This is a genomic window from Bradyrhizobium liaoningense (assembly GCF_018130955.1).
GTDB lineage: Bacteria > Pseudomonadota > Alphaproteobacteria > Rhizobiales > Xanthobacteraceae > Bradyrhizobium > Bradyrhizobium liaoningense_C.
Map to the genome: position 1 here is coordinate 154,173 of NZ_JAFCJM010000004.1, position 21,369 is coordinate 175,541.

Below are 21,369 nucleotides of genomic sequence, written 5' to 3' on the forward strand. Positions count from 1 at the left end.
GCAAAGACCTACTCGGCGGCTTCCTTGACGGTGCTGCGCTCGGCCGTCGCGTGCTCGGTGCCGTCGGAGCCGCGGCCCCAGCTCGAGAACATGTTGGAGAACTTGTCGAGATAGAGATAGACGACCGGGGTCGTGAACAAAGTGAGCGCCTGGCTGACGAACAGGCCGCCGACCATGGCGTAGCCGAGCGGCTGGCGGATTTCGGCGCCGGTGCCGTGACCGAGCATCAGCGGCACGCCGCCGAGCAGCGCGGCCATCGTCGTCATCATGATGGGGCGGAAGCGCAGGATCGCCGCCTGGCGAATCGATTCTTCCGGCGATTTGTGCTCGTCGCGTTCGGCGGCGATGGCGAAGTCGACCATCATGATGCCGTTCTTCTTCACGATGCCGATCAGGAGGATGATGCCGATCAGCGCGATCAGGCTGAAGTCGTAGCCGGCCGCCATCAGGATCGCGAGTGCGCCGACACCGGCCGAAGGCAGCGTCGAGAGAATCGTGATCGGGTGGATGTAGCTTTCGTAGAGGATGCCGAGGATCAGATAGACCACGACCAGCGCGGCCAGGATCAACAGCGGCACCGTGCCGAGCGACTGCTGGAACGCCTGTGCGGTGCCCTGGAAGCTCGAATTGAGCGTGGCCGGCGCGCCGAGGTCGGCCATTGCCTTCTGCACCGCCTCGGTGGCCTGGCCGAGGGCGACGCCCTGCGCGAGGTTGAAGCTGATCGTGATCGCCGGGAACTGGCCCTGGTGGCTGATCGAGAGCGGGCGCACCGGATCGGTCGTCCAGGTCGCGAAGGTCGACAGCGGCACCTGCTCGCCGGTCAATGGCGACTTCACGTAGAGCTTGTTGAGCGTGTCGAGATTGCCCTGCAGCTCGGGCAGGATCTCCAGGATGATCTTGTAGGTGTTGAGCTGGGTGAAATACTGCGTGACCTGGCGCTGGCCGAAGGCGTCGTAGAGCGTGTCGTCGATCAGCTGCGGCTGGATGCCGTAACGTGAGGCGGTGTCGCGGTTGATCCTGAGCTGCAGCGTCGTGCCCTGGGTCTGCTGGTCGGTGGCGACGTCGCGCAACTGCGGCAGCGTCTGCATCTTGGCCAGAATCTTCGGCGCCCACTCGTTGAGCTCGGCAAGATCGGAATCCTGGAGCGTGAACTCGAACTGGGTGCGGGTCGGCCGGCCGCCGAGCCGGACGTCCTGCGCCGCCTGCATGAAGAGGCGGGCGCCCTCGACCTTCTCGACCTTCGGGCGCAGGCGGGCGATAATCTGCTGTGCGGAGGCCTCGCGCTCGTTGCGCGGCTTCAAGGTGATGAAGATATTGCCATTGTTGCCGGCGCGGCCGCTGCCGCCGATCGCCATGGCGACGGTGGCGACGTCAGGGTCAGCCATGATGATCTTGGCGAGAGCTTCCTGCTTGCCCTTCATGGCCTCGAAGGAAATGTCCTGGGAAGCCTCCGAGGTCGCGGTGATCAGGCCGTTGTCCTGCTGCGGGAAGAAGCCCTTGGGGATCAGGACGAAGAGGTAGACCGACAGCCCGAGCGTCGCAAAGAAGATGAGCAGCGTGGTGCGACGCCAGATCAGCGCGATGTCGAGGACATATTCATAGCCGCGCAGCATCGCGTCGAAGCCGCGTTCGCTCCACGCGTAGACGCGGCCATGCCTGACCTCGCCATGGGCGCGTAGGAAGCGCGAGGCCATCATCGGCGTCAGGGTCAGCGAGACGATCATCGAGACGAAGATGGTCATCGCCAGCACGACCGCGAATTCGCGGAACAGGCGCCCGATGATGCCGCCCATCAGCAGGAGCGGGATCAGCACCGCCACCAGCGACACGCTGATGGAGACGATCGTGAAGCCGATTTCCTTGGCGCCCTTGTAGGCGGCGGCCATCGGCGATTCGCCTTGCTCGACGTAGCGCGTGATGTTTTCGAGCATCACGATGGCGTCGTCGACCACGAAGCCGACCGCAATCGTGAGCGCCATCAGCGACAGATTGTCGAGCGTGTAGCCCCACACCCACATCAGCGCGCAGGCGCCGAGCAGCGCCAGGGGCACGGTGATGGCCGGGATCACGGTCGCCCAGAAGCTGCGCAGGAAGACGAAGATCACGGCCACCACGAGCATGATCGTAAGCAGCAGCGTGAACTGGACGTCCTCGACCGCGGCGCGGATCGTCTGGGTGCGGTCGCTGATCAGCTCGATCTTGATCGCAGGCGGGATTGCCGCCACCAGCCGCGGCAAGGTGGCCTTGATGCGGTCGACGGTCTCGATGACGTTGGCGCCGGGTTGCTTGAAGATCACCAGGAAGACGCCGCGCTTGCCGTTTGCCCAGGCCGCCTGCTTGGCGTCTTCCGGGCCGGTGACCGCCTGACCGATGTCGCGGATGCGCAACGGACCGCCGTTGCGGTAGGCGATGATGACGTCGTTCCAGTCCTTGGACTGGGTGAGCTGGTCGTTGGCGTAGATCGTATAGGCGCGCCGCTCGCCGTCGATATTGCCCTTGGGCGCGTCGACAGTGGAGATGGCGATCTGGCTGCGCACGTCTTCCAGCGACAGGCCCTTGGCGACGAGCTTCGCCGGATCGACCTGGACGCGGATGGCCGGCTTCTGCTGACCTCCGATGAAGACCTGCGCCACGCCGGAGATCTGGCTGATCTGCTGGGCGAGCTGGGCGTCGACGGCATCGCTGACGGTGGTCAGCGGCAGCGTCTCCGAGGTCGCCGACAGCAGCAGGATCGGCGAGTCCGCCGGGTTGACCTTGCGATAGGTCGGCGGCGACGGCAGGTTCTTCGGCAACTGGCCACTGGCGGCGTTGATTGCGCCCTGAACGTCGTTGGCCGCACCGTCGATGTTGCGGTTGAGGTCGAACTGAATGGTGATCGACGCGGTGCCCAGATAGCTCGTCGAGGTCATCTGGGCGATGCCGGGAATCTGGGCGAACTGACGTTCCAGCGGCTGCGCCACGGAGGAGGCCATGGTCTCGGGGCTGCCACCGGGCAGGTTCGCGGTGATCTGGATGGTCGGGAAGTCGACCTGGGGCAGGGGCGCGACGGGCAGTAGCGGATAGGCAACCAGACCGACAAAGAGGATGCCGGCCATCAGCAGCGAGGTGCCGATGGGATAGCGAATGAAAGGTGCCGAAATTCCGCCGCCGTTCATTCCTGTCGGACCTTGCTCTGCCCCGGATCGGAGCTTGCGACCGCCGTCGAGACCAGGCTGCCGGGCTGCACCCTGAACTGGCCGCCCGTGATCACCTGTTGTCCCGGACTAAGGCCTTCCTCGATCACCGAGCGGCCGTCGATGGAGTAGCTGACCTTGACCTTGCGAAGCTCGGCCTTGTTCTCCTGGTTGACGGTATAGGCATAGAGACCGTTGGTCGAATGCTGGACCGCGTCATCCGGGACCACGACCGCATCCTTGATCGTCCGCATCAAAAGGCGCGTCGATACCGACTGTCCCGGCCACAAACTGCGGTCCTTGTTGTCGAACACCGCCTTGAGCCGAATAGTCCCGCTTGTCGTGTCGACCTGATTGTTGACGACGGCGAGCTGGCCCTCGGCGAGCTTCTTCTTGCCGTCGGTGGTCAAGGCGATGACCTTGAGCGGAGCAATCTTCTGGCCCTCGCTGATATAGGGCAGCTGGTCCTCCGGCGCCGTGAAGATCACCGCAATGGGCTCGATCTGCGCGATGGTCACCATTGCCGTCTGGCTGGACGCGTTGACGATGTTGCCGATGTCGACCTGGCGCAGGCCGGCGACGCCGGCGATCGGCGCCGTGATCTGCGTATAGTCGAGCTGGGTCTGGGCGTTGGTGATGGCGGCTTCGTCGGCCGCGATCTGGGCGGTGAGCTGGGCGACGGTCGAGCGCTGGGTATCGACCCGCTGCGCGGTCGCGAATTCGCCGAGCTTCATGGCGCGCTGGAGCTCGAGATTGGCGTTGGCGAGATTGGCCTCGTCCTGCGCCTTCTTGGCCTTGGCCTGATCGAGCGCGGCCTGATAGGGCCGGGGATCGATCGAGACCAGAAGCTCACCCTGCTTGACGATCTGGCCTTCCGTAAACGCGATCTTGTCGATCTGGCCGTCGACCCGCGTCCGGACCTGGACGGTGTTGAAGCCCTGGGCCGTGCCGAGCCCGGTCAGATAGACAGGGAAATCGGCCTTCTGGACCGGCGACACGCTGACCGGGACCGGGGGTGCCCGGGGCGGGCCTTTTTGCGCGGTCTGGGTCTTTGCCGCTTCGGGAGGGAGGAACCGCTGCCAGCCAAAATAGCCCGCCAAGGCCACGGCTGCGATGATCAAAATCCAGAGGATCGGCCGTGACTTCTTCATGTCGGCTTCGTATTGGCTCGCCTGCCCAAAGGGATAATACTATGGCTTTGAAAGCGTTCAGCGCGAGCTTGTATATTACACGCCAAGTTCCAGTGTAAACAGCACTATCAGTTGAGAATCCTAAACAATTGGAAAGCTTTGCGGCCATTCCGGAAGCCCCTCCGGAAGGGCATCGCGGCGCACAGGTCGATCAGCGTGCATGGGTGTTGCGATGCCCGCTGACCGAGCATTGCCGTGGCCGCGCAAATCGGACTGTCGCGAACGGTTCTAAACTGCAGGCCCGGCGTTTCGGTTGTCAGGGGAATGGACGTCGTCCATATCAGCGCCCGCAAATTCGGGAGCGCATGATGGATGAACTGAACGGCAAGATGATCGCGTGTCAGATTCTGATCACAGGACTGATCGCGCGCGTCGCCAATGAGCAACGCGATCCTCTCGCCTTTCTCACCGACTTCCGCGACGAGATCAGAGCGGTCGTCAACGGCGTCAACATCGCGGGCCTCGACAACAGCGATCGCGTGCGATCGGCTGCGCGGCAGACCGTGGACGAGTTGTTTTCGCTGATGAAGCCGCCGAGCAGTGATTGATCAGCTCGTGCATTCTGCTTTGCAGGCGCGCGCTGTCTTGCAGTTTAGAATGCTTACAAACGATAGTTTAGAACGGTTTCAAACTACTGTTTTAGAATCGTTTTGATCTGGATCGATTCAAGAATATTCGCAGCCCCTTTGCGTTGACCCGACTTTTTGCGGTCGATAACCAACGCCCAACGCTCGTTGCAAGTGGGACGCACGAGCGACTTGAAAATTGGGGCGTGTTGAAATGGGGCAGGCAGTTGCACCGAAGTCGCTGCGTTCGATCGCGACGTTCGAGTTGCTGGATGAAAAATTCGACGCAGGATCCGCAAAGGCCGTATCGGCTTTTGCCGGCCTGATCGCGGTGGCGTCGTTCTCGGGTACTGCGGAAGCGCAGCAATCGAATCTGCCGCCGGTCGCGGTCGACGCGCCGGTCGAACGTCCGCGTCCTGCCGCCTCAAAACCGTCGGCGGAGCAGATTCGCGCGCGCAACGCGCTCAGGCGCGCGGCCCAGCGTCAGCAGACGACGCAGGCGCCGGTGCCGTTTCCCAACGCCGGCGGCCTGCCGGCCGATCGCAACCCGTATGCCGATCCCGTTGCGCCCTACAAGGTCGATCGCGTGCAGGCATCGGGAAAGTTTCCCGAGCCGCTGCTCAACACGCCGAAGACCATCACCGTGCTCAGCAAGGAAGTGCTGGCGGACAAGAACATCACCACCCTGAAGGAGATCGGACGCTCCACCGCGGGCGTGACGCTGGGCTCGGGTGAGGGCGGCAACGCGTTCGGCGACCGCTTCTTCATCCGCGGCTTCGATGCGCGCAACGACGTGTTCGTCGACGGCATTCGCGATCCCGCGGTCTCGATCCGCGAAAACTTCTTCACCGAGCAGATCGAGATTTTGCGCGGCCCGGCCTCGTCCTACGCAGGCCGCGGCACCGCAGGCGGCGCGATCAACATCGTGACCAAGCAGGCGGCCGACTACAATTTCACCAATGCCGAGACCACGTTCGGCACCGACATGACCAAGCGCGTCACGATCGACACCAACCAGGTGATCAATCCGACCTTCTCGGTGCGCACCGGCGGCATGTTCCAGGACGCCAACGTGGCGGGGCGCAACTACGTCACCGACAATCGCTGGGGCACCTTCATCTCCACGAAGTACTCGCCGACCACCGACTTCAAGCTCACCACGAACTACGTCCACACCGACCTCAGCGGCCTGCCTGATTTCGGCGTGCCCTGGTACAAGCAGGGCAACGTGCCCGTCACCGAGGCCGGCATCCCGCGCCAGAACTGGTACGGCTTTATCAACCGCGACTGGCAGACCGCGCGGCAGGATTTTGGCACGCTCACGCTCGAGTATAAGCCCACCGACAACATCACGCTGAACAGCCGGACCCGCGGCGAGCACTCGCTGCTGGCCTATATCGGCACGCTGCCGCAGCAGCCGAATACGACCAGCCCCAATCCCTTGCTCTGGACGTTCACGGCGAGCGCACAGAGCCGCAACCAGTGGGTCGACGTCTGGGCGAACCAGGAAGACGCCACCTTCAAGTTCGATACCGGATCGGTCAAGCACACGGCCGTGGTCGGGCTGGAAGTCGCCAATGAGCGCGTCGGGATCGGCCGCTACACCGGCCTTTCATCGGAGGCATTCGGCACCGGGTTCAACAGCAATGGCGCTTTGACGCTCCAGAACATCTATTCGCCGGGCTACACATTCACCCCCGGCCCGTTCTACCCCGTGCTGACCGGCGATCCGACCCGGTACGATGTCGACAGCAAGGCCGTCTATGTCCTCGATACCGCGAATTGGGAGGACAAGATCATCGTGAACGGCGGCATTCGCTATGACGGCTACGACCTGAAGTCATCGGTTGCTGCGAAATCGTCCACGGTGAACTCGGATTTCGTCAACTACAACGGCGGCATCGTCTTCAAGCCGGTGCCGATCGGAAGCCTCTACGCTGCCTACGCGACCTCAACCAATCCGTTCGGCTCCGAACTCGACGGCACCGCGGCAGATTACGGCGGAGCTGTCCCGGGCGGCGTCGTCCTCGGGCCCGAGCGCAACAAGGCCGCGGAGGTCGGCACCAAATGGGAGCTGTTCGATCGTCACCTGTTGGTGAGCGGTGCGCTGTTCCAGACCGAGAAGGACAATGCCCGCGAGACGGTCGCCGGCAACCTGACGTCCGGCGCGGCCTACAAGATTCGCGGTATCGACATCGAGGCCAGCGGCAATCTGACCGATCGTTGGAGCATGTTCGGTGGCATCGTGCTGATGCAGTCGCAGGTGACGAAGAGCTACACTGCCTCCAATATCGGCCTGCCGCTCGCCAACGTCGCGCACCAATCGTTCAGCCTGCTCTCCAAGTACAAGTTCGACGGCGATTGGGAGGTCGGCGGCCAGGCGGTGTTCCGCTCGAAGGTGTTTGGCGGCACCTTCGGCGCCAACACCGGTACGCTGATCCCGAGCTACTGGCGCTTCGATGCGTTCGTCGAGAAGAAGATCGACAAGAACTGGACCATGAAGTTCTACGCGCAAAACCTCACCAACAAGCTCTATTACGACACGCTCTATCGCAGCGCGACGCCATTCGTCGCGGTCGCGCCAGGGCGGGCGTTCTACGTCGTCACCACCGCGAAGTTCTGATCATGCTGACATGCGTACCGGGCGTCCTGAGCAAACATGATGTGGCGGAGTTCCGCCGCATCATGGACGCCAGCGAGTGGGAAGACGGCCGTTCCACGGCCGGCGCGCAATCGGCCATGGTCAAGCGCAACGAGCAATTGCCGCCGGATGGCGAGGTCGCGCGAAAACTCGGCAACCGGATCATCTCGGCGCTGACGTCGAATCCGCAGTTCCTGTCGGCGGCGATCCCACTGCAGATCTTCCCGCCGCTGTTCAACCGCTATGCGGCGAGCGGCGGGCATCATTTCGGCCTCCACGTCGACAATGCGATCCGCGGTGATCGGCTGACCGGGCTTCGCATCCGCACCGACCTCTCGGTCACGCTGTTCCTGGCGGAGCCGGAGGAGTACGACGGTGGCGAACTTGTGATCGAGGACACCTACGGTTCGCACGAAGTGAAGTTGCCGGCCGGCGACTGCGTGCTTTATCCCTCGACCAGCCTGCACCTCGTCACGCCGGTGACGCGGGGCGCAAGGGTCGCGTCTTTCTTCTGGTTGCAGAGCATGATACGGGATGACCAAGCCCGCAGCCTGATCTACGACCTCGACACCGCCATCCAGGCGCTGGCGGGGCGGCTTGGACGCGACGACCCCGAAACGGTCAAATTGACGGGTATTTATCACAACCTCATTCGCAGCTGGGCCGAAGTATGAAGTCGATTTTCCTCCGAGCGAGCCTTGCCGCAGCCCTGGCGCTGGCGGCTGCGTGGCTGGCGCAGCCGGTTGCGGCGCAGCAGCAAACGGCCCCTCAGGCTCCGCCCGTGACCTCGCAGCCGGCGGCCAATCCGGCGCCGGCGCCAGCGGCGTCTCCGGCTCCGACCGTCGCCGCGCCCGCGGTTCCGGCGGCTGAGGCGGCTTCTGTGAAATCGACCGCGCCCCTGATGAAGGAGCTGTCGCCCTGGTCGATGTTCATGTCGGCGGACGTCGTCGTGAAGGCCGTCATGATCGGGCTCGCCTTCGCGTCACTCGTGACCTGGACCGTCTTCATTGCGAAGTCGATCGAGCTGTCGGTCATGCAGCGCAAGCTGCGTTCGGCTCTGAAGAAGATCGCCGAGTCCAGGTCGCTTGCCGAGGCGCAGTTTGCGCTCGGCACCAAGGAGGGCATTTTGCCGTCCTTGCTCGCGGCCGCCATGCGCGAGGCGCGGATGTCGGCGGGCATCTCCAGCGATGCCGGTATCAAGGAACGCGCGGCCTCGAGCTTTGCCGAGATCGTGCGAGCGGAGTCGCGACGCATCCGCATCGGCATGGGCGTGCTTGCGACCATCGGCGCGACGTCGCCCTTTGTCGGCCTGTTCGGAACCGTCTGGGGCATCATGAACAGCTTCATCGGCATCTCGAAGTCGCAGACGACGAATCTCGCGGTCGTCGCGCCCGGCATCGCCGAAGCCTTGCTCGCCACCGCGATCGGCCTCGTCGCGGCGATCCCGGCCGTCATTATCTACAATCACTTCTCGCGCCTGACGAAGGGCTATCTCGAGCTCGTCAATCGCGCCTCGGGAGTGTCGGCGCGCCTGTTGTCGAGGGATCTCGACCGCAGCCATGGCAGCGTGCATTCGCGCGCAGCGGCGGAGTAGGCGATGGGCGCTTCGATCGCCGATAACGATCTGGACGACGATGCGGACTTCGCCGAGACGCACGAGATCAACGTCACGCCCTTCATCGACGTCATGCTGGTGCTCTTGATCATCTTCATGGTCGCCGCACCGCTGTCGACGGTCGATCTGCCCGTGGACCTGCCGACCTCGAGCGCGACGCCGCAGAAGAAGCCGGACAAGCCGACCTATGTCAGCATCAAGTCCGATCTGACGCTGGCGATCGGCGAGGATCCGGTCCGGCGCGCCGAGCTGGTCACCGCGCTCGATGGCCTCGCCGACATGACCAAGGACAAATACGTCTTCCTGCGTGCCGACAAGTCCGTGCCCTATGGCGAGCTGATGGGCATCATGGAGATTCTGCGTTCGGGGGGGTATTCTAAGGTCAAGCTGGTTGCCCTCGAAGGGGTGCCGGCTGGAGCTGCACCGGCTCCGGCGGCGGAAGCCGCAAAGCCGTAAGACGCGAAGCCATGTCCGACCTCGAGCACGAGCCAAAGTCACCCAAGCGGCTATGGATCGCCGCCGCCGTGACAGCGCTTGCGCTGCATCTCGGCGGCGCGGCGCTTGCAATCGCCCATCTGCCGTCCAATGATGGCAATGATGGCCTGGGCGCGAGCGGCGCGGAATTCGCAGTCGAGATGGCCTCGCCCAAGGTGGTCGACTACGACCTGCCCCCCGGACCCGACACCGAGGCCGCACAGGAATCGCCGCAACTGACCGAGCAGAAAGCGGAGGTCAAGGAAACCGAGCTTCCGAAGGACCGGCCGAACGAGGCGGAAGATCCCGACCGGATCGTCACCCAGAACGACTCCAAGAAACCGAAGGAAGATGAGCCGAAGGTCGCCGCGATCGAGACCCCAGCGTCGGACGAGTCCCATGCCCAGCTCGAGACGGCCCGGCAAACGCTCGACGAGAATGCGCGCGAGTCCGACAAGGCCAAGGCGCCGGTGATCGGCATCGGCAAGGACGCGTTGCAGCTCACCGCCGAGTGGGGCCGCAAGATCAGCGCCTATTTCCAGCAGCACTTGCGCTATCCCAAGGAAAAGAAGGGCAAGGCGACGGTGACCGTGAGCGTGGTCCTCAACCGCCGCGGCAACATCGTTTCGGTCGAGATCGCCGAATCCTCCGGCGATCAGGCCTACGACCGCGAGGCGATCTCCATGGTCCGGCGCTCCGACCCGGTGCCCCAGCCGCCAGCCGCCCTGACCGAGGAGACCTTCAGCTTCAGGCTGCCGGTGATTTTCAGAGACGAGCAGAAAAAGAAGAACGGTTGAGCCGCTGCCGGTCCCGCCGGCTATTTCCAGAGCATGCGGATCGCGACGTAGACCACGACCAGGCAGGCAAAAATCAGCGCCACCGGAAGCGGCCGCCTTGCGGAGTTCCCGATCGAGTTGCCCCCGAACCGGTTCGACGGCTTGGGCTTGGGCGACGGCCTCCGGAAGGCGGTAACATTGTCCGTCACCGGCTCGCTGGTCCGCGGACGAACGTCAGGCGGAGTTCCGCCGCCACCCATCTCGGCATAATAGGCCTTGTAGACCTCGGTGATAGTGGCCTCGGTCGCGTCATCCTCGCCCATCCGCTCCAGAAGCGTCTTGTAGCCCGCGAGGAAATTCTGGGCCTCGGGCGGTAATGCCGAAAAGCCATTGAGCTTCGCCATCATCTTCCAGGTGGCAAAATCGGCGCGGGCGCGGGTGTCGGCCCGTCGCGCGATCAGCATGTCGGCAGCTTTGACCAAATTGGCCTCGGGCCCTTCGGGTGTGGCGTCAAAATCCAGTCACTTCAACTACGCATTGCCGGTCAGGAGGAGAACCACCTGAATCACATATCCGGTCAACGTTCGCAGTATTGCAGAAATAACATCAAGATTTAGACCGAACTGCGAACCGGCCAGCGGCAGCAGGATCAGGAGCCCGATCAGGATCAGCATGCCGAACGGCTCGAGCCGCGCCAGCGGCAGAGCGAGCGGTCGGGGCAAGAGGCCGACCGCGACCCGTCCACCGTCGAGCGGCGGTATCGGCATCATGTTGAAGACCGCCAGCACCGCGTTGATCAAGAGCGCGTTCTTGAGATTGTCGGCGATCCACTTTGCGGAGGTCGCCGGCGCCAAGGGCAGGGCGTGAAAGGCCAGCGCCGCCGCGAGCGCCAGCAAAATGTTGGTGGCGGGGCCGGCGAGCGCCACCCAGACCATGTCGAGCTTGGGATTGTTGAGGTTGCGAAAATTGACCGGCACCGGCTTGGCGTAGCCGAACAGGAACGGCGAATGCGCGAATAGCAGCATCGCCGGCAGCAGCACGGTGCCGAACGGGTCGATGTGCCGCAGCGGGTTGAAGCTGACGCGGCCGAGCTGCCAGGCCGTGTTGTCGCCGAGCTGATGCGCCACGAAACCGTGCGCGGCCTCGTGGAAGGTGATGGCGATCACCAGCGGCAAGACCCAGACGGACAGATCGTAAAGGGTGATATTCACGCGATAAGGATTCCCGGACGCCGGCACCTTAGCACGGCGCGGTCACGAGGGAATGGTCGTCGGGTGCTGCGGCAGGCCGTCGTCGAACTTCAGCCAGTTGAGCTTTTCCTGCACCCAGATGTGCTCTGAAGGTGCAAAGGCGTTGCGGTCATCGAAGGTTGCCAGCGCAACACCCGCGGCGGAACCGTCGCGCCGCCAGGAGAACAGCCGCGTGCCGCATTGCTTGCAGAACACGCGGTCGATGCGCTCCGACGTCGGATAGCGGCCGGTTTCGCCTTCGACTGACAGCGTGGTCTGCGGGAACAGCGCGCGGGCGAAGAACGGCGAGCCCATCGCCTTCTGGCAGTTGCGGCAATGGCAGACGCGAACGTTGAGCGGCTCGCCTTGCGCCTTGTACCTGACAGCACCGCACAGGCATCCGCCTTCTCTGATCATGACGCCCTCAATAGGTGGCACGGCCGCCGGAAATGTCGAACACGGCGCCGGTGGAAAACCCGCAATCCTCGGACGACAGCCAGGCGACCATCGCGGCCAACTCCTCGACCAGCACGAAGCGGCCCTTCGGAATCTTCGACAGCATGAAGTCGATGTGCTGCTGGGTGAGCTGATCGAAAATCGCGGTCTTGGCGGCGGCGGGCGTCACCGCGTTGACCAGGATGTCGTGCTGGGCGAGCTCCTTGCCCAGCGATTTCGTCAGCGCGATCAAGCCGGCCTTTGACGCCGAGTAGTGCGCCGCATTCGGATTGCCTTCCTTGCCGGCGATCGAGGCGATGTTCACGATGCGCCCGTATTTCTGCTTCAGCATGGCGGGCACGATCGCCTTGCAGCAGATGAAGGGACCGTCGAGATTAATGCGCATCACCTTGCGCCATTCCTCGAGATCGGTTTCCCAAACGGTCTTGTTGATGCCGGCAATGCCGGCGTTGTTGACCAGGATGTCGATCTTGCCGAATGCCTTCAGCGTCGCGTCACGCGCGGCATCGACGGAAGCGGCGTCGGAGACGTCGACCTTGACCACGATCGCGCTGTCGCCGATCGCCTTGGCGGTCTTCTCGGCGAGGGCCTGGTCAAAATCCCAGATCGCGACCTTTGCGCCTGACGCGACGAAGCGCTCGGCGATGGCTCGACCAAAGCCCTGCGCACCACCGGTGACGACCGCCGCGCGTCCGTTGAGATCGATCTTGTTCATGCTTGCTCCCCGAGCGTCAGAGCATGTAGCCGCCGTCGACGACGAGGTCGACGCCGGTGGTGAACGCGCTTTCGTCGCTCGCGAGATAAATCGCCATGTTGGCGATTTCATCCGCGGTGCCCAGCCGGCCCATCTTCTGGCGGGAGATGAACATCTCCTTGCCCTGCGGACCCTGGGCGGCGGCGCGGTCGAGCATCGAGGGGGTCTCGACCGTGCCGGGGCAGATGCTGTTGCAGCGGATGCCCTGCGTGATGAAATCGAGCGCGACCGCGCGCGAGAGTAGCGACACCGCGGCCTTTGACGCGCTGTAGACGTAGCGGTTGGCCGGCGGCCGCAACGCCGCGCAGGACGAGATGTTGACGATGCTGCCGCCGCCGCCCGCGATCATCGCCGGCAGAAACGCCCTGATGGTCCGGTGCATGGATTTGACGTTGAGGTCGAACGAAAAATCAAAGTCTTCTTCCGAGCACTCCAAAATGGTGCCGTGGTGGACGAAGCCGGCCGCATTGAGCAGGATGTCGATCTTGCCGATGCGCTTGGCGAAGGCGTTGACGTCGGCGGTGTTGCGAACGTCTAGTTTTGCGGTTTCGGCGATGCCGTCCTTGGTCAAGGTGGCGATGCCGCCTTCATTGATGTCGGTGGCGATCACGGTTGCGCCCTCACGCGCAAACGCGATGGCGCAGGCTCGACCGATGCCTGCCGCGGCAGCGGTGACGACAGCGCGTTTGCCCTTGAGGCGATCTGGCATTTTCTTGTTCTCCTCGACTTCTTTATTGCCGTAGCGCCGTAGCCCGGATGGAGCGCCAGCGTAATCCGGGATACCGCGTTCGCGGATGGTGACCCCGGATTGCGCTACGCTCCATCCGGGCTACGCGTAGCTAACTCAGTGGTTATCCCGTGCGACGCCAAACGTGCCGGCGACGTTCTGGTAGCGCGTGGCGAGCTCCATGCAGGCGCCGGTCGACTGCTGGCCGACGGTGTTGCGATAGAGCTCCTGCCACGGCGTCTGGTTCGGCGGATGCTTGAAGCCGCCACTGGCCTTCAACTCGGCGTGGCGCTTCTTCACCTCGTCGTCCGAGATCAGGATGTTGGCGCTGCCCTTGTTGAGGTCGACGCGCACCTTGTCGCCGGTCCTGAGGATCGCGAGCCCGCCGTCGGCGGCGGCTTCGGGCGAGGCATTGAGGATCGAGGGCGAGCCCGAGGTGCCCGACTGCCGGCCGTCGCCGATGCAGGGCAGGGACAGGATGCCGCGTTTGATCAGCGCCGCCGGCGGCTGCATGTTCACGACCTCGGCGCCGCCGGGATAGCCGATCGGACCGGTGCCGCGGATGAACAGCACGCAGCGCTCGTCGATGTCGAGGGAGGGATCGTCGATCCGCTCGTGATAGTCCTCCGGCCCCTCGAACACGATGGCGCGTCCCTCGAAGGCGTTGAGGTCTTTCGGGTTGCTCAAGTAGCGATCGCGGAACTCCTTGGAGATCACGCTGGTCTTCATGATCGCGGAGTCAAACAAATTACCGCGCAGCACCAGGAATCCGGCGTCCTTCACCAGCGGCTTGTCGTAAGCCCAGATCACGTCGTTGTCGGGTTTTGGCGCTTCCTTGCAGTTCTCGCCGATGCCGCGGCCGTTGACCGTCAGCGCGTCCTCGTGGATGCGCTTGTGCTTCATGAGTTCGCGCACCACCGCCGGCACGCCGCCTGCGCGATGAAATTCCTCGCCGAGATAGAAGCCGGCCGGCTGCATGTTGACGAGCAGCGGCACGTCATGGCCGAACCTCTGCCAGTCGTCGATCGACAGCTCCACGCCGATATGGCGCGCCAGCGCGTTGATGTGGATTGGCGCGTTGGTCGAGCCGCCAATCGCCGAGTTCACCACGATGCAGTTCTCGAACGCCTTGCGGGTCAGGATGTCAGAGGGTTTCAGATCTTCCCACACCATCTCGACGATGCGTTTTCCGGTCTCGTAGGCGATCTGGCCGCGCTCGCGATAGGGCGCAGGGATTGCCGCGCAGCCCGGTAGCGAGAAGCCGAGCGCTTCCGCCAGCCCGTTCATGGTCGAGGCGGTGCCCATGGTGTTGCAGTGGCCGACCGACGGCGCCGACGAGGCCACGATCTCCATGAATTCTTCGTAGTCGATCTCGCCCGCGGCGAGCCGCTCGCGGGACTTCCAGACGATGGTGCCCGAGCCGGTGCGCTCGCCGCCATGCCAGCCGTTGAGCATCGGGCCGCCCGACAGCACGATCGCCGGCAGGTTGACGGTCGCCGCTGCCATCATGAGGGCGGGCGTCGTCTTGTCGCAGCCGGTCGTCAGCACCACGCCGTCGAGGGGATAGCCGAACAGGATCTCGACCAGGCCGAGATAGGCGAGGTTGCGGTCAAGTGCCGCGGTCGGCCGCTTGCCGGTCTCTTGAATCGGGTGGGTCGGGAATTCCATCGCGATGCCGCCGGCCATCCGGATGCCCTCGCGGACCCGGTGCGCCAGGTCGATATGGTGACGGTTGCAGGGGGAGAGGTCGTTGCCGGTCTGCGCGATGCCGATGATCGGCTTGCCGGACTGCAATTCCTCGCGGGTGAGCCCGAAATTGAGGTAGCGCTCCATGTAGAGCGCGGTCATGCCCGGATTATGTGGATTGTCGAACCACTCCTTGGAGCGAAGCCGCCGCTTGCCTGATGTGGCGGGGTGCTGCCCGTTGGTCTTGTTTGTTGTCATTGGTGTCTCCTGCAATGCAAACGCGCGGGCGCTTGGGCCTAAAGGCTCATGGCTCTCAGGCGTTCGGCTTGTGCGATGCCCAACGGCGCCGGCGCGTGACTGCGACGGGCCTGTCGGCGGATCGTTTCCTCACAAGCTCGATACTAATCATGACCGCTTGGTAACGCTATCATTTTGTTCATCCGGCCAACATTCCGGAAACCGCCGGCTGGCTGTCCGGGCGCCGGAGCACCGAGCTTTGGCGCTCGATCACCTTGAATCCGAGATCGAGCACCGGCTGCTCGGGACGCCGTCCGTCGATCGCGTCGATCAGCATTGTGGCAGCAGTCTTGCCCATCTCATAGCGATTGGTGCGCACGCTCGTGAGCGTCGGCACGGCGGAGGCCATGAATTCGAGATCATTGAAGCCCACTATCGCGATCTGTGCCGGTACCGCGATCTCGCGCCTGCGGCACTCGAACAGCACGCCGAGCGCAAGGTCGTCATTGGCGCAGAACACCGCGTCCATGTCCGGCTGCCGCGCCAAGAGGTCGGTGAACAATGTCCCGCCGAGGGTGACCGAGGTGGGCGTCGCCGTCGTGACGACCAGCCGCTGGTCGAACAGCGCGGCGTCCTTCATGGCCGAGACATAGCCGTCCAGCCGCCGCTGCACCCGCGGGTCCATCCGTGCGCCGACAAATCCGATCTTGCGACAGCCCTGCGCGTAGAGATGCGCAACGGCCGCGCGCGCCGCATCATAGTGGGAAAAGCCGATCATCATGTCGACGGGATTGGGGCCGATCTCCATGATCTGCACGATCGGACAATCGGCGGCCTCCAGCATCGCTCGCGATTCGGCGGTCTGGTCGATCCCGGTGACGATCAGCCCGGCCGGCTTCTGCGCAAGAAACAGGCGCAGGAGCTTTTCTTCCTGGAGGATGCTGTAGCGGGTGTTGGAGAGCTGGATCGAGTAGCGGCTGCCTTCGGACGCATCGTAGATGCCGCGCAGTACGTCGGAGAACACGTTGTTGGTCAAGGAGGGAATGAGGACGCCGATCACTTCCGTGCGCTGCGATGCAAGTGCACGCGCCGCGAGATTCGGCACATAACCCAATTCTTTGGCGGCGCTCTCGACTCGCGCGCGCTTGGCGACCGACAGCGCCTCCGGATTTCTGAAGAAGCGGGACGCGGTAATGGGGCTGACACCCGCGAGCTCGGCGACTTCCGCCAGCCGGATCTTGCCAGACTTGGTGCGTTTTCGTCCCATTTGCTGCTCATACCACAGGCCTCTGTGCAAACAAAGGAACATTGACAGCGCTACCAGACCAGACTAACCAAAGACAAATTGCAAAAACCGCACAAACTGCCGACAATGCCGCCCGCTACACTCGGGCTTCGCTCGGCGAAGTTTCAGAAAAACAAGACGGTAGCGGCGCTTGATCGGCGTCGCGATCCATGAGGAGGGAGCTAGATGTCGTCTGTGCAAATCCGCGACGTGCGGAAATCGTTCGGCAATTTTGAGGTCCTGCACGGCGTGACCGTTCCGATCGAGGATGGCGAATTCGTCGTGCTGGTCGGCCCCTCCGGCTGCGGCAAGTCCACCCTGCTGCGCATGCTCGCCGGTCTCGAGAACATCACCTCAGGCACGATCTCGATCGGCGATCGCGTGGTCAACAATGTCCAGCCGAAGGAGCGGGACATTGCAATGGTGTTCCAGAACTACGCGCTCTATCCGCACATGACGGTCGCCGACAACATGGGCTTCTCGCTCAAGCTGCGCGGCGCAAGCCAGGACGAGATCGGCAAGCGCGTGAAGCGCGCCGCCGAGATCCTCGCGCTCGCACCGTTGCTCGAACGTTATCCGCGCCAGCTTTCGGGCGGCCAGCGCCAGCGCGTCGCCATGGGCCGCGCGATCGTGCGCGATCCGCAGGTGTTCTTGTTCGACGAGCCGCTGTCCAATCTCGACGCCAAGCTGCGCGTTGCCATGCGCACCGAGATCAAGGAGCTGCATCAGCGGCTGAAGACGACCACCGTCTACGTCACCCACGACCAGATCGAGGCCATGACGATGGCCGACAAGATCGTCGTCATGCATGACGGCATCGTCGAGCAGATGGGCTCGCCGCTCGAGCTCTACGACAAGCCAGCCAACCAGTTCGTTGCGGGCTTCATCGGCTCGCCCGCGATGAACTTCCTCAAGGGCAAAGTTCGGTCGAACGGCGTCGCCAGCTTCGAGGGGCCGAACGGCGTCAAGCTGCCACTGAAGACCGCGCCAACTGCCTCCGACGGTCAGCCCGCGGTCTACGGCATCCGGCCCGAGCACTTCACCATCGCCGATGACGGCGCCGAGGCCGAGATCATCGTGGTCGAGCCGACCGGCTCGGAAACGCAGGTGTTTGCCAAGCTCGGCGGCGAGCAGGTCGTCGCCGTCTTCCGCGAGCGCCACCAGTTCAATCCGGGCGACAAGATCCGGTTGAAGCCCGATCCGTCGCTCGTCCATCTGTTCGACGATGCGACGGGCAAACGGCTCAATGCATAAGGCAGACTAAAAAGCATCACAGGGAGGATGACATGCAAGACTTTACCCGCCGGGCATTGCTTCAAGGCGGAACGGCGCTGGCTGCCACCGGCGCACTGACTGGGCCGGCACTGTTCGAATTCGCAAAAGCCTGGGCGGCGGACGCGCCGTGGAAGGCCGAGCCGGGCGCCAAGCTGACGGTGATGCGCTGGAAGCGCTTCGTGCCGGCGGAAGACGAGGCGTTCAATGCCATGGTTGCAGCGTTCAAGGCCGCGACCGGCACCGAGATGAACGTGTTCAGCGAGTCCTTCGAGGACGTGCAGCCAAAGGCCTCGGTCGCCGCCAACACCGGCTCCGGTCTCGACCTGGCCTGGGGTCTGCACACGCTGCCGCAGCTCTTCCCGACCAAGGTCCTCAAGATGAACGACGTTGCCGACTACCTCGGCAACAAATACGGCGGCTGGACCGATGCCGCAGCGCGCACCTGCAAGCAGGGCAATGACTGGCTCGGCATTCCCGTCGCCACGGTCGGCGGCTACTACACCTACCGCAAGTCGGCGACCGACAAGGCTGGCTTCAAAGAGTTCCCGAAGGATTTCCCGGGCTTCCTTGAAATGTGCAAGGCGCTCAAGGCGAACAACACGCCCGCCGGCCTGGCGCTCGGCCACGCCAGCGGCGACGCCAATGGCTGGCTGCACGGGATGCTCTGGGGTCACGGTGCCTACACCGTCGACAAGGATGACAAGGTCATCATCAACTCGCCGGAGACCATCAAGGCGCTGGAATACGTCAAGGCGCTGTCGGAGACCTTCATTCCCGGCGTCGCCTCCTGGAACGACTCATCCAACAACAAGGCGTTCCTCGCCGGCGAATTGTATTGCACCCTGAATGGCATCTCGATCTACATCGCCGCCAAGGACGACCCGACCAAGAAAGAGCTGGCGGAAGACACCTATCACGCGCTGTGGCCGGTGGGTCCGGTCGGCAAGCCGACCGAACTGCAGCTCTGCGTGCCGATCCTGGCCTTCAACTTCACGAAGTATCCGAACGCTGCGAAGGCCTTCATCGCCTTCATGCTGGAGAAGGAGAACTTCGAGAAGTGGCTGACGGGTGCGCGGGGCTATCTCACCCACACGCTCAATGCCTACGAAAGTGCGCCGGTCTGGACCGCCGATCCAAAGAATGCGGTGTTCTCCCAGGCTTCGAAGCGCGCGCTGCCGGCTTCCGGCATCGGCACGCCGGGCGAGAAGGCGGCGACCGCGATCGCCGACTTCATCGTGGTCGATATGTTCGCCAACTACTGCACCGGTGCCAAGGATGCCAAGTCCTCGGTGGCGGAAGCCGAACGGCAGTTGAAGCGCATCTATCGCTAAGGTCGCGGGGCGGGCGGTTTCGGCCGCCCGCTCATTAACACTTGATCAGGGATGTCGGGCATGGCTGATATCGCAGTTGCTCCCCGGGCCAAGCCTCAATTTCGCGAGGCGAGCGCCTGGGACCAGCTCAAGCACAACCGCAATTGGCTTGGCCTCTGGTTCATGTTGCCGGCCATGGCCTTCCTGATCTTCTTCCTGGCCTATCCGTTGGGCCTGGGCATCTGGCTGTCCTTTACCGACACCCGGATCGGCCGGGTCGGGCATTTCGTCGCCACCGAGAACTACGAGTGGCTGTGGGACGATTCCATCTTCTGGCTGTCGGTCTTCAACACGCTGCTCTACACCTTCCTCGCGAGCGCCATCAAATTCGCGATCGGGCTCTATCTCGCGCTGCTCCTCAACGAGAACATGCCGTTCAAGGCGATGTTGCGCGCGATGGTCTTGATCCCCTTCATCGTGCCGACGGTGCTCTCCGCGCTAGCCTTCTGGTGGATCTTCGACTCCCAATTCTCGATCATCTCCTGGTCGCTGAAGCATCTCGGCCTGATCAGCCAGAACATCAACTTCCTGGGCGACGCGACATGGGCGCGGATCTGCGTGATCTTCGCCAACATCTGGCGCGGCGTGCCGTTCGTGGCGATCACGCTGCTCGCCGGCCTCCAGACCGTGTCGCCGTCGCTGTACGAAGCCGCAACGCTCGACGGCGCGACGAGCTGGCAGAACTTCCGGTACATCACCTATCCCTTGCTGACGCCGATCATCGCCGTTGTCATGACCTTCTCGGTCCTGTTCACCTTCACCGACTTCCAGCTCATCTGGGCGATGACCCGCGGCGGCCCGGTCAACGCCACCCACCTGATGGCGACCTTGTCCTATCAACGCGCGATCATCGCCGGGCAACTCGGCGAGGGAGCCGCGATCTCCAGCGCCATGATTCCATTCTTGCTTGCCGCAATCATGATCTCCTGGTTCGGCTTGCAGCGCAGAAAGTGGCAACAGGGAGAGAGCAATGACTGATCTTCCTGCCTCGAAAGTCGATCTCAAGACCGTCCTGTCGACGCCAGCGCGCGTCGATAACAGCGAAGGCATGAGCTATCTCCAGTCGGTGCCGCGGCGCGTCGTGACGCTCTATCTGCCGCTCTCGATCATCGTCGTCATCCTGCTGTTTCCGTTCTACTGGATGGCGCTGACGTCGATCAAACCGGACGAGCAGTTGATCGACCTTGAGACCTACAGCCCGTTCTGGACTTGGAATCCGACCTTCAAGCACTTCTACAAGCTCTTGTTCGACAGCTACTACCCGCACTGGCTCTGGAACACGATGTATGTGGCGGTCTGCGCGACCGTGCTCTCGATCATCGCCTCGGTGCTCGCGGCCTATGCCATCGTGCGCCTGCGCTACAAGGGTGCGAACCTCGTCGGCGGGCTGATCTTCCTGGCCTATCTGGTGCCGCCCTCGATCCTGTTCATTCCGCTCGCTACCGTCGTGTTCCAGTACGGCCTGTTCGACTCGCCGATGGCGCTGATCCTGACCTATCCGACCATCCTGATCCCGTTCTCGACATGGCTGTTGATGGGCTACTTCAAGACCATCCCGTTCGAGCTCGAGGAATGCGCGCTGATCGACGGGGCAAGCCGCTGGCAGATCCTGATCAAGATCGTGCTGCCGCTGGCGATCCCCGGGCTGATCTCGGCCTTCATCTTCTGCTTCACGTTGTGCTGGAACGAGTTCATCTACGCGCTGACGTTCCTGCAGTCGGTCAGCAACAAGACCGTTCCCGTCGCGATCGTCAACGAGTTCGTCGACGGCGACATCTACCGGTGGGGCTCGCTGATGGCGGGTGCGCTGGCGGGCTCGCTGCCGCTGGTTATCCTTTACGCCTTCTTCGTGGAGCATTATGTGTCGGCGATGACCGGCGCGGTGAAGGAATGATGGCGGGCCGGATACAGTTCG

General features: G+C 63.4%; 19 protein-coding genes. 10 read left to right on the top strand and 9 right to left on the bottom strand.

All coding sequences use genetic code 11. The annotated features are described in order from the left end of the window. Positions 1-8: 8 nt before the first annotated feature. The gene (locus JQ632_RS04960; protein WP_212401165.1) at positions 9-3,155 is read right to left on the bottom strand and encodes a multidrug efflux RND transporter permease subunit; all 3,147 of its coding nucleotides are present in this window, start codon (positions 3,153-3,155) and stop codon (positions 9-11) included. After that, positions 3,152-4,324 carry an efflux RND transporter periplasmic adaptor subunit gene (locus JQ632_RS04965; RefSeq protein WP_212401166.1) on the bottom strand — a complete coding sequence of 391 codons (1,173 nt, stop codon included), beginning with the start codon at positions 4,322-4,324 and terminating at the stop codon, positions 3,152-3,154. The genes JQ632_RS04960 and JQ632_RS04965 overlap by 4 nt, the downstream gene beginning before the upstream one ends. Positions 4,325-4,671: 347 nt before the next feature. Between JQ632_RS04965 and JQ632_RS04970 the strand changes: the two genes are divergently transcribed. From JQ632_RS04970 to JQ632_RS04995, 6 genes are all read left to right on the top strand, one after another. Then, the gene (locus JQ632_RS04970; RefSeq protein WP_212401246.1) at positions 4,672-4,911 is read left to right on the top strand and encodes a hypothetical protein; all 240 of its coding nucleotides are present in this window, start codon (positions 4,672-4,674) and stop codon (positions 4,909-4,911) included. A 232-nt stretch (positions 4,912-5,143) separates the two neighbouring features. Further along, positions 5,144-7,552: a TonB-dependent siderophore receptor gene (locus tag JQ632_RS04975; protein WP_212401167.1), complete on the top strand. Its 2,409-nt coding sequence runs from the start codon at positions 5,144-5,146 to the stop codon at positions 7,550-7,552. 2 nt (positions 7,553-7,554) lie between these two features. Beyond that, positions 7,555-8,244 carry a Fe2+-dependent dioxygenase gene (locus JQ632_RS04980; protein ID WP_212401168.1) on the top strand — a complete coding sequence of 230 codons (690 nt, stop codon included), beginning with the start codon at positions 7,555-7,557 and terminating at the stop codon, positions 8,242-8,244. Continuing rightward, a complete protein-coding gene (gene exbB / locus JQ632_RS04985) occupies positions 8,241-9,164 on the top strand; it encodes a tonB-system energizer ExbB (RefSeq protein WP_212401169.1) in 924 nt (307 codons plus the stop codon). The genes JQ632_RS04980 and exbB overlap by 4 nt, the downstream gene beginning before the upstream one ends. A 3-nt stretch (positions 9,165-9,167) precedes the next feature. Further along, positions 9,168-9,641: a TonB system transport protein ExbD gene (gene exbD / locus JQ632_RS04990; protein ID WP_212401170.1), complete on the top strand. Its 474-nt coding sequence runs from the start codon at positions 9,168-9,170 to the stop codon at positions 9,639-9,641. Between the two features lie 11 nt (positions 9,642-9,652). Continuing rightward, entirely contained in the window at positions 9,653-10,456 is an 804-nt protein-coding gene (locus JQ632_RS04995; protein ID WP_212401171.1) for an energy transducer TonB, read from the top strand. 20 nt (positions 10,457-10,476) lie between these two features. Here JQ632_RS04995 and JQ632_RS05000 read toward each other — a convergent pair whose 3' ends face one another. From JQ632_RS05000 to JQ632_RS05030, 7 genes are all read right to left on the bottom strand, one after another. Beyond that, positions 10,477-10,899: a hypothetical protein gene (locus JQ632_RS05000; RefSeq protein ID WP_212401247.1), complete on the bottom strand. Its 423-nt coding sequence runs from the start codon at positions 10,897-10,899 to the stop codon at positions 10,477-10,479. Between the two features lie 66 nt (positions 10,900-10,965). Continuing rightward, the gene (locus tag JQ632_RS05005; protein WP_212401172.1) at positions 10,966-11,646 is read right to left on the bottom strand and encodes a site-2 protease family protein; all 681 of its coding nucleotides are present in this window, start codon (positions 11,644-11,646) and stop codon (positions 10,966-10,968) included. 42 nt (positions 11,647-11,688) lie between these two features. Next, entirely contained in the window at positions 11,689-12,081 is a 393-nt protein-coding gene (locus JQ632_RS05010) for a GFA family protein (RefSeq protein WP_212401173.1), read from the bottom strand. Between the two features lie 7 nt (positions 12,082-12,088). Further along, a complete protein-coding gene (locus JQ632_RS05015) occupies positions 12,089-12,835 on the bottom strand; it encodes an SDR family NAD(P)-dependent oxidoreductase (RefSeq protein WP_212401174.1) in 747 nt (248 codons plus the stop codon). Positions 12,836-12,851: 16 nt separating this feature from the next. After that, on the bottom strand, positions 12,852-13,583 hold the full coding sequence (locus JQ632_RS05020) for an SDR family oxidoreductase (protein ID WP_212401175.1): 732 nt from the start codon (positions 13,581-13,583) through the stop codon (positions 12,852-12,854). Positions 13,584-13,718: 135 nt separating this feature from the next. Continuing rightward, positions 13,719-15,545 (bottom strand): IlvD/Edd family dehydratase, encoded by a 1,827-nt coding sequence (locus JQ632_RS05025; RefSeq protein WP_212401176.1) that lies wholly within the window; start codon positions 15,543-15,545, stop codon positions 13,719-13,721. A 178-nt stretch (positions 15,546-15,723) separates the two neighbouring features. Then, on the bottom strand, positions 15,724-16,791 hold the full coding sequence (locus JQ632_RS05030; protein WP_212401177.1) for a LacI family DNA-binding transcriptional regulator: 1,068 nt from the start codon (positions 16,789-16,791) through the stop codon (positions 15,724-15,726). Between the two features lie 204 nt (positions 16,792-16,995). On the opposite strand from JQ632_RS05030, the gene JQ632_RS05035 reads away from it, so the two are divergent. From JQ632_RS05035 to JQ632_RS05050, 4 genes are read left to right on the top strand one after another with little or no spacing between them, the layout of a single operon-like run. Beyond that, the gene (locus tag JQ632_RS05035; RefSeq protein WP_212401178.1) at positions 16,996-18,063 is read left to right on the top strand and encodes an ABC transporter ATP-binding protein; all 1,068 of its coding nucleotides are present in this window, start codon (positions 16,996-16,998) and stop codon (positions 18,061-18,063) included. 32 nt (positions 18,064-18,095) lie between these two features. Beyond that, entirely contained in the window at positions 18,096-19,415 is a 1,320-nt protein-coding gene (locus JQ632_RS05040; protein WP_212401179.1) for an ABC transporter substrate-binding protein, read from the top strand. 60 nt (positions 19,416-19,475) lie between these two features. Further along, positions 19,476-20,432, top strand: a complete 957-nt coding sequence (locus JQ632_RS05045; protein ID WP_212401180.1) for a carbohydrate ABC transporter permease — start codon at positions 19,476-19,478, stop codon at positions 20,430-20,432. Then, on the top strand, positions 20,425-21,348 hold the full coding sequence (locus tag JQ632_RS05050) for a carbohydrate ABC transporter permease (RefSeq protein ID WP_212401181.1): 924 nt from the start codon (positions 20,425-20,427) through the stop codon (positions 21,346-21,348). The genes JQ632_RS05045 and JQ632_RS05050 overlap by 8 nt, the downstream gene beginning before the upstream one ends. Positions 21,349-21,369: the final 21 nt, after the last annotated feature.

Excerpts from the sequence above, each read along its gene's own strand:
- JQ632_RS05025 (WP_212401176.1), bottom strand. The coding sequence starts at position 15,545 with ATGACAACAAACAAGACCAACGGGCAGCACCCCGCCACATCAGGCAAG.
- JQ632_RS05040 (WP_212401179.1), top strand. The coding sequence starts at position 18,096 with ATGCAAGACTTTACCCGCCGGGCATTGCTTCAAGGCGGAACGGCGCTG.
- JQ632_RS05050 (WP_212401181.1), top strand. The coding sequence starts at position 20,425 with ATGACTGATCTTCCTGCCTCGAAAGTCGATCTCAAGACCGTCCTGTCG.
- JQ632_RS04995 (WP_212401171.1), top strand. The coding sequence starts at position 9,653 with ATGTCCGACCTCGAGCACGAGCCAAAGTCACCCAAGCGGCTATGGATC.
- JQ632_RS04965 (WP_212401166.1), bottom strand. The coding sequence starts at position 4,324 with ATGAAGAAGTCACGGCCGATCCTCTGGATTTTGATCATCGCAGCCGTG.
- JQ632_RS05010 (WP_212401173.1), bottom strand. The coding sequence starts at position 12,081 with ATGATCAGAGAAGGCGGATGCCTGTGCGGTGCTGTCAGGTACAAGGCG.
- exbB (WP_212401169.1), top strand. The coding sequence starts at position 8,241 with ATGAAGTCGATTTTCCTCCGAGCGAGCCTTGCCGCAGCCCTGGCGCTG.
- JQ632_RS05030 (WP_212401177.1), bottom strand. The coding sequence starts at position 16,791 with ATGGGACGAAAACGCACCAAGTCTGGCAAGATCCGGCTGGCGGAAGTC.
- JQ632_RS04975 (WP_212401167.1), top strand. The coding sequence starts at position 5,144 with ATGGGGCAGGCAGTTGCACCGAAGTCGCTGCGTTCGATCGCGACGTTC.
- exbD (WP_212401170.1), top strand. The coding sequence starts at position 9,168 with ATGGGCGCTTCGATCGCCGATAACGATCTGGACGACGATGCGGACTTC.
- JQ632_RS05020 (WP_212401175.1), bottom strand. The coding sequence starts at position 13,583 with ATGCCAGATCGCCTCAAGGGCAAACGCGCTGTCGTCACCGCTGCCGCG.
- JQ632_RS05035 (WP_212401178.1), top strand. The coding sequence starts at position 16,996 with ATGTCGTCTGTGCAAATCCGCGACGTGCGGAAATCGTTCGGCAATTTT.
- JQ632_RS05045 (WP_212401180.1), top strand. The coding sequence starts at position 19,476 with ATGGCTGATATCGCAGTTGCTCCCCGGGCCAAGCCTCAATTTCGCGAG.
- JQ632_RS05000 (WP_212401247.1), bottom strand. The coding sequence starts at position 10,899 with ATGCTGATCGCGCGACGGGCCGACACCCGCGCCCGCGCCGATTTTGCC.
- JQ632_RS04970 (WP_212401246.1), top strand. The coding sequence starts at position 4,672 with ATGGATGAACTGAACGGCAAGATGATCGCGTGTCAGATTCTGATCACA.
- JQ632_RS04980 (WP_212401168.1), top strand. The coding sequence starts at position 7,555 with ATGCTGACATGCGTACCGGGCGTCCTGAGCAAACATGATGTGGCGGAG.
- JQ632_RS05015 (WP_212401174.1), bottom strand. The coding sequence starts at position 12,835 with ATGAACAAGATCGATCTCAACGGACGCGCGGCGGTCGTCACCGGTGGT.
- JQ632_RS04960 (WP_212401165.1), bottom strand. The coding sequence starts at position 3,155 with ATGAACGGCGGCGGAATTTCGGCACCTTTCATTCGCTATCCCATCGGC.